Here is a 15,059-nt window from a genome sequence, read left to right on the forward strand (position 1 = left end):
TAATGGATTATCAAAATAATGTCAGCGAAGAACGTGTTGCGGAAATGATTTGGGATGCCGTTAGTGAAGGCGCCACGCTAAAAGACGTTCACGGGATCCCTCAAGATATGATGGACGGTTTATATGCTCATGCTTATGAGTTTTATAACCAGGGACGACTGGATGAAGCTGAGACATTCTTTCGTTTCTTATGCATTTATGATTTTTACAATCCCGATTACACCATGGGGCTGGCGGCGGTATGCCAACTGAAAAAACAATTTCAGAAAGCATGTGACCTTTATGCAGTAGCGTTTACGTTACTTAAAAATGATTATCGCCCCGTCTTTTTTACCGGGCAGTGTCAATTATTAATGCGTAAGGCGGCAAAAGCCAGACAGTGTTTTGAACTTGTCAATGAACGTACTGAAGATGAGTCTCTGCGGGCAAAAGCGTTGGTCTATCTGGAGGCGCTAAAAACGGCGGAGACAGAGCAGCACAGTGAACAAGAAAAGGAATAATTATGGTAAATGACGCAAGTAGCATTAGCCGTAGCGGATATACCCAAAATCCGCGCCTCGCTGAGGCGGCTTTTGAAGGCGTTCGTAAGAACACGGACTTTTTAAAAGCGGCGGATAAAGCTTTTAAAGATGTGGTGGCAACGAAAGCGGGCGACCTTAAAGCCGGAACAAAGTCCGGCGAGAGCGCTATTAATACGGTGGGTCTAAAGCCGCCTACGGACGCCGCCCGGGAAAAACTCTCCAGCGAAGGGCAATTGACATTACTGCTTGGCAAGTTAATGACACTACTGGGCGATGTTTCGCTGTCTCAACTGGAGTCTCGTCTGGCGGTATGGCAGGCGATGATTGAGTCACAAAAAGAGATGGGGATTCAGGTATCGAAAGAATTCCAGACGGCTCTGGGAGAGGCTCAGGAGGCGACGGATCTCTATGAAGCCAGCATCAAAAAGACGGATACCGCCAAGAGTGTTTATGACGCTGCGGCCAAAAAACTGACGCAGGCGCAAAATAAATTGCAATCGCTGGACCCGGCTGACCCCGGCTATGCACAAGCTGAAGCCGCGGTAGAACAGGCCGGAAAAGAAGCGACAGAGGCGAAAGAGGCCTTAGATAAGGCCACGGATGCGACGGTTAAAGCAGGCACAGACGCTAAAGCGAAAGCCGAGAAAGCGGATAACATTCTGACCAAATTCCAGGGAACGGCTAATGCCGCCTCTCAGAATCAGGTTTCCCAGGGTGAGCAGGATAATCTGTCAAATGTCGCCCGCCTCACTATGCTCATGGCCATGTTTATTGAGATTGTGGGCAAAAATACGGAAGAAAGCCTGCAAAACGATCTTGCGCTTTTCAACGCCTTGCAGGAAGGGCGTCAGGCGGAGATGGAAAAGAAATCGGCTGAATTCCAGGAAGAGACGCGCAAAGCCGAGGAAACGAACCGCATTATGGGATGTATCGGGAAAGTCCTCGGCGCGCTGCTAACCATTGTCAGCGTTGTGGCCGCTGTTTTTACCGGTGGGGCGAGTCTGGCGCTGGCTGCGGTGGGACTTGCGGTAATGGTGGCCGATGAAATTGTGAAGGCGGCGACGGGGGTGTCGTTTATTCAGCAGGCGCTAAACCCGATTATGGAGCATGTGCTGAAGCCGTTAATGGAGCTGATTGGCAAGGCGATTACCAAAGCGCTGGAAGGATTAGGCGTCGATAAGAAAACGGCAGAGATGGCAGGCAGCATTGTTGGTGCGATTGTTGCCGCTATTGCGATGGTAGCGGTCATTGTGGTGGTCGCAGTTGTCGGGAAAGGCGCGGCGGCGAAACTGGGTAACGCGCTGAGCAAAATGATGGGCGAAACGATTAAGAAGTTGGTGCCTAACGTGCTGAAACAGTTGGCGCAAAACGGCAGCAAACTCTTTACCCAGGGGATGCAACGTATTACTAGCGGCCTGGGTAATGTGGGTAGCAAGATGGGCCTGCAAACGAATGCCTTAAGTAAAGAGCTGGTAGGTAATACCCTAAATAAAGTGGCGTTGGGCATGGAAGTCACGAATACCGCAGCCCAGTCAGCCGGTGGTGTTGCCGAGGGCGTATTTATTAAAAATGCCAGCGAGGCGCTTGCTGATTTTATGCTCGCCCGTTTTGCCATGGATCAGATTCAGCAGTGGCTTAAACAATCCGTAGAAATATTTGGTGAAAACCAGAAGGTAACGGCGGAACTGCAAAAAGCCATGTCTTCTGCGGTACAGCAAAATGCGGATGCTTCGCGTTTTATTCTGCGCCAGAGTCGCGCATAAAAACTGCCAAAATAAAGGGAGAAAAATATGTTAATTAGTAATGTGGGAATAAATCCCGCCGCTTATTTAAATAATCATTCTGTTGAGAATAGTTCACAGACAGCTTCGCAATCCGTTAGCGCTAAAGATATTCTGAATAGTATTGGTATTAGCAGCAGTAAAGTCAGTGACCTGGGGTTGAGTCCTACACTGAGCGCGCCTGCGCCAGGGGTATTAACGCAAACCCCCGGAACGATCACGTCCTTTTTAAAAGCCAGTATTCAAAATACCGACATGAATCAGGATTTGAATGCTCTGGCAAATAATGTCACGACTAAAGCGAATGAGGTTGTGCAAACCCAGTTACGCGAGCAGCAGGCAGAAGTCGGAAAGTTTTTTGATATTAGCGGAATGTCTTCCAGTGCCGTTGCGCTGTTGGCTGCCGCGAATACGTTAATGCTGACGTTGAACCAGGCTGATAGCAAACTGTCTGGTAAGTTGTCATTAGTCAGTTTTGATGCAGCTAAAACGACGGCAAGCTCCATGATGCGCGAAGGGATGAATGCGTTGTCCGGTAGTATTTCCCAGAGCGCGCTTCAGTTGGGGATCACTGGCGTGGGCGCCAAACTGGAATATAAGGGGCTGCAGAATGAAAGAGGCGCGCTTAAACATAATGCCGCGAAGATCGATAAACTGACCACTGAAAGCCACAGTATTAAAAACGTGCTGAACGGGCAGAATAGCGTCAAACTCGGTGCTGAAGGCGTCGATTCTCTGAAATCGTTAAATATGAAGAAAACCGGTACCGATGCGACGAAAAATCTTAATGATGCGACGCTTAAATCTAATGCCGGAACCAGCGCCACGGAAAGTCTGGGTATTAAAGACAGTAATAAACAAATCTCCCCTGAACATCAGGCTATTCTGTCGAAACGTCTTGAGTCTGTCGAATCCGATATTCGTCTTGAGCAGAATACCATGGATATGACCCGAATCGATGCGCGCAAGATGCAGATGACGGGCGATCTGATTATGAAGAACTCGGTCACGGTCGGTGGTATTGCAGGGGCCTCCGGGCAGTACGCCGCTACTCAGGAACGTTCCGAGCAGCAAATTAGCCAGGTGAATAACCGTGTTGCCAGCACCGCATCGGACGAAGCCCGTGAAAGTTCACGTAAATCGACCAGCCTGATTCAGGAAATGCTGAAAACAATGGAGAGCATTAACCAGTCGAAAGCATCCGCACTTGCTGCTATCGCAGGCAATATTCGCGCTTAATCTGAAAGGTCATCTATACGCCATCATGGGTGTGATTTAATCGCGCTCCTGATGGCGAACTGGGGATATTATGCTTAATATTCAAAATTATTCCGCTTCTCCTCATCCGGGGATCGTTGCCGAACGGCCGCAGACTCCCTCGGCGAGCGAGCACGTCGAGACTGCCGTGGTACCGTCTACCACAGAACATCGCGGTACAGATATCATTTCATTATCGCAGGCGGCTACTAAAATCCAGCAGGCACAGCAGACGCTGCAGTCAACGCCACCGATCTCTGAAGAGAATAATGACGAGCGCACGCTGGCGCGCCAGCAGTTGACCAGCAGCCTGAATGCGCTGGCGAAGTCTGGCGTGTCATTATCCGCAGAACAAAATGAGAACCTGCGGAGCGCGTTTTCTGCGCCGACGTCGGCCTTATTTAGCGCTTCGCCTATGGCGCAGCCGAGAACAACCATTTCTGATGCTGAGATTTGGGATATGGTTTCCCAAAATATATCGGCGATAGGTGACAGCTATCTGGGCGTTTATGAAAACGTTGTCGCAGTCTATACCGATTTTTATCAGGCCTTCAGTGACATTCTGTCCAAAATGGGAGGCTGGTTATTACCAGGTAAGGACGGTAATACCGTTAAGCTAGATGTTACCTCACTCAAAAATGATTTAAACAGTTTAGTCAATAAATATAATCAAATAAACAGTAATACCGTTTTATTCCCAGCGCAGTCAGGCAGCGGCGTTAAAGTAGCTACTGAAGCGGAAGCGAGACAGTGGCTCAGTGAATTGAATTTGCCGAATAGCTGCCTGAAATCTTATGGATCCGGTTATGTCGTCACCGTTGATCTGACGCCATTACAAAAAATGGTTCAGGATATTGATGGTTTAGGCGCGCCGGGAAAAGATTCAAAACTCGAAATGGATAACGCCAAATATCAAGCCTGGCAGTCGGGTTTTAAAGCGCAGGAAGAAAATTTGAAAACCACATTACAGACGCTGACGCAAAAATATAGCAATGCCAATTCATTGTACGACAACCTGGTAAAAGTGCTGAGCAGTACGATAAGTAGCAGCCTGGAAACCGCCAAAAGCTTCCTGCAAGGATAACAGAAGAGGATATTAATAATGGTTACAAGTGTAAGGACTCAGCCCCCCGTCATAATGCCAGGTATGCAGACCGAGATCAAAACGCAGGCCACGAATCTTGCGGCGAATCTTTCCGCAGTCAGAGAAAGTGCCACAACGACGCTGTCAGGGGAAATTAAAGGCCCGCAACTGGAAGATTTTCCCGCGCTGATCAAACAGGCGAGTCTGGATGCATTGTTTAAATGCGGGAAAGATGCTGAGGCGTTAAAAGAAGTTTTTACCAATTCAAATAATGTCGCCGGTAAGAAAGCGATAATGGAGTTTGCCGGGCTCTTTCGTTCAGCGCTCAACGCCACCAGTGATTCTCCTGCGGCGAAGACGCTACTGATGAAGGTGGGGGCAGAGTATACCGCGCAAATCATAAAAGATGGCCTGAAAGAAAAGTCAGCTTTTGGACCATGGATGCCAGAAACAAAGAAAGCGGAAGCGAAGCTGGAAAACCTGGAAAAGCAGCTGTTAGATATCATCAAAAATAACACTGGCGGTGAATTAAGTAAATTATCGACGAATCTTGTTATGCAGGAGGTGATGCCCTATATTGCCAGCTGCATTGAACATAACTTTGGCTGTACGTTGGATCCGTTAACCCGCAGCAGTCTTACGCAGCTTGTTGACAAAGCGGCGGCGAAGGCGGTTGAGGCGCTTGATATGTGCCACCAAAAATTAACGCAAGAGCAGGGTACCAGCGTAGGACGGGAAGCCCGGCACCTTGAAACGCAAACGTTGATACCCCTGCTGCTACGTAATGTTTTTGCACAAATTCCTGCAGATAAACTGCCTGACCCTAAAATTCCGGAGCCTGCGGCTGGACCAGTACCTGATGGTGGGAAAAAAGCAGAACCTACGGGTATTAATATCAATATTAATATTGATAGCAGTAACCATAGCGTGGATAACAGTAAGCATATTAACAATAGCCGAAGCCATGTCGATAATAGCCAGCGCCATATCGATAATAGCAACCATGATAATAGCCGGAAGACGATTGATAATAGCCGAACATTTATTGATAACAGCCAACGCCATGGCTAGTCACACCATTCGACTAACAGCAGCAACGTAAGTCATAGTCATTCGCGTGTGGATTCGACTACGCATCAAACGGAGACGGCACACAGCGCCAGCACAGGGGCAATTGACCATGGCATCGCGGGTAAAATTGACGTCACGGCTCATGCGACGGCAGAGGCTGTGACCAACGCTTCATCTGAAAGTAAAGATGGAAAGGTGGTCACGTCAGAAAAGGGCACTACGGGTGAAACACCCTCTTTTGATGAAGTCGATAGCGTAACCAGCAAGAGCATTATCGGCAAGCCGGTACAGGCCACGGTGCACGGCGTTGATGATAATAAACAGCAAAGCCAGACGGCAGAGATTGTGAATGTGAAGCCGCTTGCCAGTCAACTGGCTGGCGTCGAGAATGTTAAAATCAATACTTTACAATCAGACTCGACGGTAATTACAGGTAATAAAGCCGGTACGACCGATAATGATAATAGCCAGACAGATAAGACTGGCCCATTTTCTGGTTTGAAGTTTAAGCAAAATAGTTTCCTCTCAACAGTACCGAGCGTTACGAATATGCATTCAATGCATTTCGACGCCCGTGAGGCGTTTTTGGGTGTGATACGTAAAGCCCTGGAGCCGGATGCCTCTACACCGTTTCCTGTACGCAGAGCGTTTGACGGCTTGCGTGCGGAAATATTACCCAATGACACGATAAAGAGTGCAGCGTTGAAAGCGCAATGTAGCGATATTGACAAGCACCCAGAATTGAAAGCGAAAATGGATACGCTTAAAGAGGTCATTACTCATCATCCACAAAAAGAAAAACTGGCTGAGATTGCACTGCAGTTTGCCAGAGAGGCGGGGCTGACCAGGCTAAAAGGGGAAACTGACTATGTGTTAAGTAATGTGCTGGACGGCCTTATCGGAGACGGTAGCTGGCGAGCTGGCCCGGCTTACGAGTCATACCTGAATAAACCTGGCGTGGATCGGGTTATTACTACCGTTGATGGCTTGCACATGCAGCGTTAATTAACCGGGAAAGATGCGATGAATATGGATATTGAAGCAAGAGTCAAAAAAGTGATCACCTCTTGTATTGCCGTTGATGTTGATAGTATCAATGGTCAGACCCATCTGGTTGAGGATCTTTACGCTGACTCATTGGATTTAATTGATATTGTATTTGGTCTTAGTGAGGAGTTTGACATTAGTTGCAATGAAAACGATCTTCCTGATATGACGACCTTTGCGGATATATGCCGTGTTGTTAAAAAAAGTCTTGAGTCCAGGGTGTAGTATTTTTCTCTCGCTCGACAACAATTGAACAAGATTAATTGTTATGAAAATCATCACACATGTAGTACCCGGTTCAGGTATGGCTGCAATATATGATGATATTGCTGACAGTTCGCGTTTTGTTATTAAAGGCAAGTTACGTCATGTTGAAAATGATCCGAAGGAGCTGCTGATATGTGTTCCGATGCGTAGTGAATGGCTATTCTACTGGATTAAAGGAGAGAAATATTGCGCCCGGCGATGGGCGCGAAAATGCATCAAAACATCATGTAACCAGATTAAATTTGAAGAAGCAATCTTATAAAAGATATAATTCAAGAGGAAAGTAAATTGCAAGCACACCAGGATATTATCGCTAATATTGGTGAAAAATTGGGTTTACCGCTCACTTTTGACGACAACAATCAGTGCTTATTACTACTCGATAGCGATATTTTTACGTCTATTGAAGCTAAAGATGATATCTGGTTATTGAACGGTATGATTATACCGTTATCGCCTTTTTGTGGCGATTCTATCTGGCGGCAGATTATGGTGATTAATGGTGAACTGGCTGCGAATAATGAAGGTACGTTAGCGTATATTGATGCCGCAGAGACGTTGTTGTTTATACATGCAATTACCGATCTGACAAATACTTACCATATTATATCGCAGCTTGAGTCATTTGTGAATCAGCAGGAAGCGCTCAAAAACATACTGCAGGAATATGCTAAAGTATGAGGAGAGAAAATTGAATAATTTAACGTTGTCTTCGTTTTCAAAAGTTGGTGTGTCGAATGATGCCCGACTTTATATTGCTAAGGAAAATACTGATAAGGCATATGTTGCGCCTGAAAAATTTTCGTCAAAAGTATTAACCTGGCTTGGAAAAATGCCGTTATTTAAAAACACTGAAGTGGTGCAAAAACATACGGAAAATATCAGAGTACAGGACCAAAAGATTTTACAGACATTTCTCCAGGCACTAACGGAAAAATATGGGGAAACAGCGGTTAATGACGCACTGTTAATGTCCCGTATAAATATGAACAAACCCCTTACCCAACGTTTAGCAGTGCAGATCACGGAGTGTGTAAAAGCTGCTGACGAAGGGTTTATAAACCTTATTAATAGCAAGGATAATGTTGGTGTCAGGAATGCCGCTTTAGTCATAAAAGGCGGCGATACAAAAGTGGCAGAAAAAAATAACGATGTTGGAGCAGAAAGTAAGCAACCTTTACTCGATATCACGCTAAAGGGACTTAAAAGAACATTACCGCAACTGGAACAAATGGATGGAAATAGCCTGCGAGAAAACTTCCAGGAGATGGCTTCAGGTAACGGCCCGCTGCGTTCATTAATGACCAATTTACAGAATTTAAATAAAATTCCAGAGGTTAAACAACTTAATGATTATGTTACAACGTTAACAAATATTCAGATAGGAGCAGACAGGTTCTCACAATGGGGAACCTGTGGGGGAGTGGTTGAGAGGTGGATTGATAAAGCCTCTACCCATGAATTAACCCAGGCTGTAAAAAAAATTCACGTTATTGCTAAAGAACTGAAAAACGTTACAGCTGAACTTGAGAAAATAAAAGCCGGCGCGCCAATGCCACAGACGATGAGCGGACCGACACTGGGCCTGGCACGGTTTGCGGTCAGCAGCATTCCAATTAATCAGCAAACCCAGGTGAAACTGAGCGATGGAATGCCTGTGCCAGTGAATACGTTAACTTTTGACGGTAAGCCTGTGGCATTAGCCGGTTCGTACCCAAAAAATACGCCGGATGCGCTGGAAGCGCATATGAAAATGCTTCTTGAAAAAGAATGTTCGTGCCTGGTGGTGTTAACGTCGGAAGATCAGATGCAGGCAAAACAATTACCACCCTATTTCAGAGGGAGCTACACCTTTGGCGAGGTGCATACCAACAGCCAAAAAGTGAGCTCAGCCAGTCAGGGAGAAGCGGTAGACCAATACAATATGCACCTGTCCTGCGGGGAAAAGCAGTATACAATCCCGGTATTACATGTCAAAAATTGGCCAGATCACCAGCCGTTACCGTCTACTGATCAGTTAGAATACCTGGCAGATAGGGTGAAAAATAGTAACCAAAATAGCGCGCCGGGGCGTAGTTCATCAGATAAGCATTTACCGATGATTCATTGTCTGGGCGGAGTGGGGAGAACCGGAACGATGGCGGCGGCTCTTGTACTTAAGGATAATCCTCATAGTAATCTGGAGCAGGTACGTGCAGATTTCCGGGATTCACGGAACAATAGAATGCTGGAAGATGCCTCACAGTTTGTACAACTAAAAGCAATGCAAGCCCAGTTGCTTATGACGACGGCAAGCTGATAAAAACATAGCTTACTTTTAGAACTATCTGAAAGTAAGCTATTCCTGTCTCATTATTTGTTTACCGCGATAGAAAGTCTTTTGTTTTTCTCTTCTGCTGACATCCCTTTTAATCTTCTGTAATTCTCCCAAATTTTCTTAGCATAACGTTTCCTTATATCCGATCGTTTCGGCGACGTCCCGGCATTATAAGCGCCAACGGCCTCCCAGCTATAACCGTAGATTTTCATCATATCTGATAAAATGGATGCGCCCACAATGACAGAAATGCAGGGATCCTGTAACAACTGTTTTTCACTAATCCCCATTTTTTTCAGCCTTTTCATATGGAAGCTGTTAATTTGCATCAGGCCAAGATCGGTTGAACCATCTCGGTTATGACCAATGGCGCCAGGTTTCATCGCTGATTCCTGCTGGGCGATAGCGTAAAGTAGCTCGGATTCAATATTGAACATTTTTTCAGCCTGAAGCCAGCAATCAGCCCATGCTGTATTTATGCTAAGCAACCAGATTACGATGATAAAAAAATAATGCATATCTCCTCTCTCAGATTTTACCGTAATTTAATCAAGCGGGGATCCTGTTTCCATCTTTTGAACCAAATATTGTCTTCGTTTTTAAATTTATTCCACATTTTCTCGGCAATAGCTTCGCCGTGGGCAACCAGCACTAACGGTAATAATCCCGGATTATTATCAATACGCTGTTCGCTTTCCAGAAACTCTCTTATCGTCGGTAAGGCACGCTCACTATTCTGACAGTATTCAGCATAAAGAAGATTAACAGCAATAAGCCCTGTTATTTCCTGCGTGGATATTTCTTTAGTTAATTTTCGTGCCAGTTCATGTTTACCTTTAAGCGAAAGGAACATAACCTGCATACTTAATAATATTGGATTATCCTGCAAGTGTTGTGAGCGTAATTCATCGCCTAAACGTATAGCATCATCAATACCGGTATGATAATAGGTAATCCACAGCTTAGTGATCCCTGCGGCTGCGCGCGTTGGGTCCAATTTTAAACACTCGTTAATCGTTTGTAAGGCCTCCTCCAACTGACCAGCCATGAAGAGATTCCAGCCATAATAATATTTAATATCTGCAGAAATGGGCGAAAGTAAGTTAGCTTGTTTGAATAGCAAACTCCCGACGATGTATTCTGAATGAATCGTATTAATTAGCCCCAGTAATCCTAAAGCTTGTGGATTATTGTGGTCCAGCTCTGTCGCCTTAATCGCATGTTCTTTAGCTTTGATCATAGCGTTTTGTTTATCAAAAATCCCCATTTGCGCCATGCTGAGGTAGCATTCTGCCAGCGCACAGTAAGGCGCAATGCTGTTTGGCGACATGTTGACGCATTGAGTCAGCAATTTAAGCGCTTGCTGTAAGCTATAGGGGGTGTATTGATTTAACTCATGCTTACCGCGTAAGTAAACCATAGTGCTGTCAATCGAATTTAGCTCGCTAATCTGCTTTGTGTCCCAGCGAAGCCCGGGAATACATCTGAGCAAAAGATTCGCAATTTTGTTTTGCAAGAGAGAAGCGGGTTGGTGTTCTATCAACTTAATGCTTTCCTGGTGCAGCAGGTGATAACCTTTAACCCGAACTATCTCGATCTGTACAATATTATCATTGCCATCGGGTATCATCTGCCCGGAGATATAATAATCGGGGCGTAATTGATCCATGAGCTCAAGTATATCCTTAACACTGCGGCAGTTCTTCGTAATGGTCACCGGCAGCACGCTCAGGCCAAAGGGCGCATACTGCGATAATCCCTTCACGATAGAGTAATGCAAACTCTCGGATTGAACCTGATCCTGCATCTGAAAAGGAAGTATCGCCAATGTATGAGTCGTAGGTTGCGGCGCTGGCGGAGACACCACTACGACCGGACGATTAAACCGATAGCCCTGTCCGTACAGTGTTTCAATGTAACGATGCTCTTTATCTTCCGACAGAATACGTCGTAAGGCATAAATACAGCGGGTAAGAGATTCTTCGTTAACTTCCGCGTCGCCCCATACCTGGTCCAGTAAGGTGTTTTTACTCACAATCTCGCCGGCGGCTTCGAGCAGGATGACCAGAACAGCATATTCTTTTGGCGGAATATTGACTTTCTTTTCTGAGCGTAGCAGGGAGCCGTCCATGTTGAGTATGAAATCATCAAAGACGAATTTTTTATTCGATACAGGAACAGGATTAAAATGTGGCATGATAATAGTGTATTCTCTTACAGGGTGAAAAGTTATAATAGCTAATACAAGTCGTTAGGATAGAATCTACTGTTTCAGTAATTCTGCTGTTAGTACTAACGGTCAGGTTGAGCTTTTATTATGAGCTTAATGTCATATTGTACGGGCTCGGGTTTATATATTTTTAACATTTGATTATTTAGCTTATGCCTGTGCTTTAAATAAATGACATGTTGGTAATAATATTGTTATAACTAACCGTGATTATCGAATGGACGCTGTCGTATATCCTGGAGCAGAGAGTCAGCGCCGGGCATCTAAATATTTACATATTTAACTTGGCTTCATTGCAATAGAGATTAGTTTTGTAGCTATCTTACTGCATTTTTTGGGGGTGTAAATGCTGCTTATTATATCTTCATGGTTAATGGTCTGATAATTACACCATCAGAACCATTTTTCTCGAAGATTTCCACTAAATGACCGTTCGTTGAAAGTTTAAGAGTGTAATTTGTCTTAGGTGTCAAAATATAAATGAAAGACTGTTTTTAATGGTGCGCTTATTTTTATATTTTTTTGCAAAATAATGATATCGTCTTTTCTTTACTCCTTTCAGCTATAGCGTCAAAAAGGCAGGGGGGTTATGAGCAGTATCATCCTCAGGCTGGCCCCCAGGCATTATATCGATATCAGGAGGAAGAGAAGAGGTATGCCTGGCAGAAAGCTAACAAGCGTGACTGTTTCGGTGTAGACCGTTCAGGCAAATAGTTCTCATAGGGAACGGATGATGTATAAATATGAATAAAATGCCGGCCTTAATCCACAGGGTTAAAGCCGGAAGGAGATAGTGTCATCTGGACGAATTCTTACGCTGTGAATAAGGCAATATCGGTTTACCAGTCATCATAGCGATGACAAGTTCACAAAAATCGTGTTATATAATCAGCCTTACTTTAAATTACCAGAGATATCAGTATAAGCTGTCTTCCGGACAGAACAATGATATTAAATAGCCTCCCATCCTGATATAGCGTGTTAATGCGCAGTCTGAATTTTAAATTATTACAATTTTAATAAAAATCTTTACTTGAGTGACAGATACAAAAAATGTTAATGGTTCGCCATTTTTATGAATGTCGATGGCGTAGTTTTAAAATATTTTTTGAAACATTGAATGAAGTAGGACGTGCTGTCATAACCACATTTTAATGCTACAGCATTAACATTATGGTTGCCTATGCGTAAAAGTTTTGCTGCCTGATTCATTCTTGCCGATAAGTAGATGTCGCTAAAGCTGGTACCTTCTTCTGCAAGTTTCCGTTTGAGCGTTGACGTACTCATAAATATATGATCGGCAACATCCGTAAGCTTCCACTGTCTACTGGGTGACGAAGATATAATGTTGTAAACGCGCTCCTTTAACGTTATCTGAGCCGAGCTAAGGATGATCTCATAACTCTCCGGGAGTCGGAGAAAAGCAGTAAGCAGGAACAGCAGAAAATAAGGAATTAACTCTTCATTTTCAATACAACTCTTGTTGTTACAGTTACTGCAACCTTTGCTTGTATCCTTCGTACAGGAGAACGCCGTTTTCAGATGTTCAAATACCTCTCTTCTGGCAGGAAAGTCAGGCGTATAGAAGATCTTCTGCGCTTTCTCTGTGGGTACCGCCATTTTGGTTTGCTGCTCGTTTGGGATAAGTGCATAGAGAGCGCCAAGTCGTTGCGTCGGTATCTCGAGTATATCGAAATCCATGTGGCCATTGACCTCTTCAAGCGTCACGTTAACTACCTGCTCTTTTTTGAGCACCAACATCCCAGGTTCGTCACAGTAAATCGTATCGTGATTATTGCTAATCGTCAGTTTACCGCTCCGAAAGCAAACTAAAGTGAAACTGCTTACATAAAGATTTTTGATGGTAACCTGCTGAGTCTGACTTTTAATTTGCTGCCGGGTATTTGTCAAAAGTGATTTTAATTTCTGTAAGTTATCTGCGGCAGGACGCTGATGACTATTACTTACAAAGGTTACATTTTCCATATTATCCCTTTGTTGATGTTATTTTAATGTTCCTTACTGGTATCCTACTGAAAAAATCTGAGTTGTAAATGCTCTTTATTAGCGTGTGTTGGCAATGGTCTGATTGTTACACCAAAAGAACCCAAATTTGGGTAATTTATCTACAGTAGTTTAAGCCCCAATGGGGATGATGGTTCTTTTAATATGTGTTGAGACGCATTATACAGAATAAATTGATTTTATTTCTCACTTTTCATTCTATTTTCATCAGGAATCCCTGTGTCCTGTGCGGTAATCTGCTGCTATCGAGAACGACAGACATCGCTAACAGTATATATGGAAACATCAAAAGAGAAGACGATAACAAGCCCTGGGCCATACATAGTTCGATTACTTAACAGCTCACTGAACGGCTGTGAGTTTCCATTGCTGACAGGCCGAACACTCTTTGTGGTAGGTCAGAGTGATGCGCTCACTGCTTCAGGCCAACTCCCTGATATACCTGCCGATAGCTTTTTTATCCCGCTGGACCATGGCGGAGTAAATTTTGAAATCCAGGTGGATACGGATGCGACCGAAATTATACTCCATGAGCTGAAAGAAGGAAATTCTGAATCTCGTTCGGTGCAATTAAATACGCCAATACAGGTCGGTGAATTGCTTATCCTGATTCGCCCGGAAAGCGAGCCGTGGGTGCCCGAGCAGCCTGAGAAGTTAGAAACGTCTGCAAAAAAGAACGAGCCGCGTTTTAAAAACGGAATTGTAGCCGCACTGGCCGGGTTTTTTATATTGGGAATTGGGACGGTGGGGACGTTATGGATACTTAACTCGCCGCAGCGGCAGGCCGCAGAGCTCGATTCGTTATTGGGGCAGGAGAAGGAGCGCTTTCAGGTGTTGCCAGGACGGGACAAAATGCTCTATGTCGCTGCGCAAAATGAAAGAGATACGCTGTGGGCTCGTCAGGTTTTAGCGAGGGGCGATTATGATAAAAATGCGCGAGTGATTAACGAAAACGAAGAAAATAAGCGTATCTCTACCTGGCTGGATACCTATTATCCTCAGCTGGCTTATTATCGGCTTCATTTCGATGAGCCGCGTAAACCCGTTTTCTGGCTAAGCCGCCAGCGAAACACGATGAGCAAGAAAGAGCTCGAGGTGTTAAGTCAAAAGCTGAGAGCGCTAATGCCTTACGCGGATTCGGTTAACATCACGTTGATGGACGATGTTACCGCCGCAGGCCAGGCGGAAGCGGGGCTAAAACAGCAGGCGTTACCTTATTCCCGCAGGAATCATAAGGGGGGCGTAACGTTTGTTATTCAGGGGGCGCTCGATGATGTAGAAATACTCAGAGCCCGTCAATTTGTCGATAGCTATTACCGCACATGGGGAGGACGCTATGTGCAGTTTGCGATCGAATTAAAAGATGACTGGCTCAAGGGGCGCTCATTTCAGTACGGGGCGGAAGGTTATATCAAAATGAGCCCAGGCCATTGGTATTTCCCAAGCCCACTTTAATTTA

At 44.9% G+C, this 15,059-nt stretch carries 12 protein-coding genes and 1 pseudogene; 10 read left to right on the forward strand and 3 right to left on the reverse strand.

The features are described 5' to 3' along the window. Positions 1–2: 2 nt before the first annotated feature. The 9 genes and pseudogenes from sicA to sptP all read left to right on the forward strand — a co-directional run bounded on the left by sicA (position 3) and on the right by sptP (position 9,327). Entirely contained in the window at positions 3–500 is a 498-nt protein-coding gene (gene sicA, locus ABVN44_RS14225) for a SycD/LcrH family type III secretion system chaperone SicA (RefSeq protein ID WP_000386309.1), read from the forward strand. Between the two features lie 2 nt (positions 501–502). Continuing rightward, a complete protein-coding gene (gene sipB, locus ABVN44_RS14230) occupies positions 503–2,284 on the forward strand; it encodes an SPI-1 type III secretion system needle tip complex protein SipB (protein WP_000245782.1) in 1,782 nt (593 codons plus the stop codon). A gap of 27 nt (positions 2,285–2,311) precedes the next feature. Continuing rightward, complete coding sequence (gene sipC / locus ABVN44_RS14235) at positions 2,312–3,541, forward strand: SPI-1 type III secretion system needle tip complex protein SipC (RefSeq protein WP_000909019.1); 1,230 nt, start codon at positions 2,312–2,314, stop codon at positions 3,539–3,541. Between the two features lie 70 nt (positions 3,542–3,611). Then, positions 3,612–4,643 carry an SPI-1 type III secretion system needle tip complex protein SipD gene (gene sipD, locus ABVN44_RS14240; RefSeq protein WP_023231968.1) on the forward strand — a complete coding sequence of 344 codons (1,032 nt, stop codon included), beginning with the start codon at positions 3,612–3,614 and terminating at the stop codon, positions 4,641–4,643. 18 nt (positions 4,644–4,661) lie between these two features. Next, a pseudogene (gene sipA / locus ABVN44_RS14245) lies at positions 4,662–6,719 on the forward strand (SPI-1 type III secretion system effector SipA). Positions 6,720–6,737: 18 nt separating this feature from the next. After that, on the forward strand, positions 6,738–6,986 hold the full coding sequence (locus ABVN44_RS14250) for an acyl carrier protein (protein WP_001055579.1): 249 nt from the start codon (positions 6,738–6,740) through the stop codon (positions 6,984–6,986). A gap of 43 nt (positions 6,987–7,029) precedes the next feature. Then, a complete protein-coding gene (locus tag ABVN44_RS14255) occupies positions 7,030–7,290 on the forward strand; it encodes a hypothetical protein (RefSeq protein ID WP_000692252.1) in 261 nt (86 codons plus the stop codon). Positions 7,291–7,316: 26 nt separating this feature from the next. Next, positions 7,317–7,709, forward strand: a complete 393-nt coding sequence (gene sicP, locus ABVN44_RS14260; protein ID WP_001748715.1) for a chaperone SicP — start codon at positions 7,317–7,319, stop codon at positions 7,707–7,709. Next, the gene (gene sptP, locus ABVN44_RS14265; RefSeq protein ID WP_023231971.1) at positions 7,696–9,327 is read left to right on the forward strand and encodes an SPI-1 type III secretion system effector GTPase-activating protein SptP; all 1,632 of its coding nucleotides are present in this window, start codon (positions 7,696–7,698) and stop codon (positions 9,325–9,327) included. The genes sicP and sptP overlap by 14 nt, the downstream gene beginning before the upstream one ends. A gap of 53 nt (positions 9,328–9,380) precedes the next feature. On the opposite strand, the gene iagB is transcribed toward sptP, so the two are convergent. The 3 genes from iagB to hilD all read right to left on the reverse strand — a co-directional run bounded on the left by iagB (position 9,381) and on the right by hilD (position 13,561). Continuing rightward, positions 9,381–9,863 carry an SPI-1 type III secretion system invasion protein IagB gene (gene iagB / locus ABVN44_RS14270; RefSeq protein WP_023231972.1) on the reverse strand — a complete coding sequence of 161 codons (483 nt, stop codon included), beginning with the start codon at positions 9,861–9,863 and terminating at the stop codon, positions 9,381–9,383. 17 nt (positions 9,864–9,880) lie between these two features. Beyond that, complete coding sequence (gene hilA / locus ABVN44_RS14275; RefSeq protein WP_001120085.1) at positions 9,881–11,542, reverse strand: transcriptional regulator HilA; 1,662 nt, start codon at positions 11,540–11,542, stop codon at positions 9,881–9,883. Between the two features lie 1,089 nt (positions 11,543–12,631). Beyond that, positions 12,632–13,561: a transcriptional regulator HilD gene (gene hilD / locus ABVN44_RS14280; protein ID WP_000432699.1), complete on the reverse strand. Its 930-nt coding sequence runs from the start codon at positions 13,559–13,561 to the stop codon at positions 12,632–12,634. 315 nt (positions 13,562–13,876) lie between these two features. Here hilD and prgH point away from each other — a divergent pair, with 315 nt between their 5' ends. After that, entirely contained in the window at positions 13,877–15,055 is a 1,179-nt protein-coding gene (gene prgH, locus ABVN44_RS14285; protein WP_000450196.1) for a type III secretion system inner membrane ring protein PrgH, read from the forward strand. The last annotated feature ends 4 nt before the right edge of the window (positions 15,056–15,059 follow it).

Origin of the sequence: Salmonella sp. SJTUF15570, assembly GCF_043357055.1 — a bacterium.
Lineage (GTDB): Bacteria > Pseudomonadota > Gammaproteobacteria > Enterobacterales > Enterobacteriaceae > Salmonella > Salmonella enterica.

What these genes read in the sequence shown, in the direction of transcription:
- sicA (WP_000386309.1), top strand. Translation starts at nt 3, where the DNA reads ATGGATTATCAAAATAATGTCAGCGAAGAACGTGTTGCGGAAATGATT.
- sipB (WP_000245782.1), top strand. Translation starts at nt 503, where the DNA reads ATGGTAAATGACGCAAGTAGCATTAGCCGTAGCGGATATACCCAAAAT.
- sipC (WP_000909019.1), top strand. Translation starts at nt 2,312, where the DNA reads ATGTTAATTAGTAATGTGGGAATAAATCCCGCCGCTTATTTAAATAAT.
- sipD (WP_023231968.1), top strand. Translation starts at nt 3,612, where the DNA reads ATGCTTAATATTCAAAATTATTCCGCTTCTCCTCATCCGGGGATCGTT.
- ABVN44_RS14250 (WP_001055579.1), top strand. Translation starts at nt 6,738, where the DNA reads ATGAATATGGATATTGAAGCAAGAGTCAAAAAAGTGATCACCTCTTGT.
- ABVN44_RS14255 (WP_000692252.1), top strand. Translation starts at nt 7,030, where the DNA reads ATGAAAATCATCACACATGTAGTACCCGGTTCAGGTATGGCTGCAATA.
- sptP (WP_023231971.1), top strand. Translation starts at nt 7,696, where the DNA reads ATGCTAAAGTATGAGGAGAGAAAATTGAATAATTTAACGTTGTCTTCG.
- iagB (WP_023231972.1), bottom strand. Translation starts at nt 9,863, where the DNA reads ATGCATTATTTTTTTATCATCGTAATCTGGTTGCTTAGCATAAATACA.
- hilA (WP_001120085.1), bottom strand. Translation starts at nt 11,542, where the DNA reads ATGCCACATTTTAATCCTGTTCCTGTATCGAATAAAAAATTCGTCTTT.
- hilD (WP_000432699.1), bottom strand. Translation starts at nt 13,561, where the DNA reads ATGGAAAATGTAACCTTTGTAAGTAATAGTCATCAGCGTCCTGCCGCA.
- prgH (WP_000450196.1), top strand. Translation starts at nt 13,877, where the DNA reads ATGGAAACATCAAAAGAGAAGACGATAACAAGCCCTGGGCCATACATA.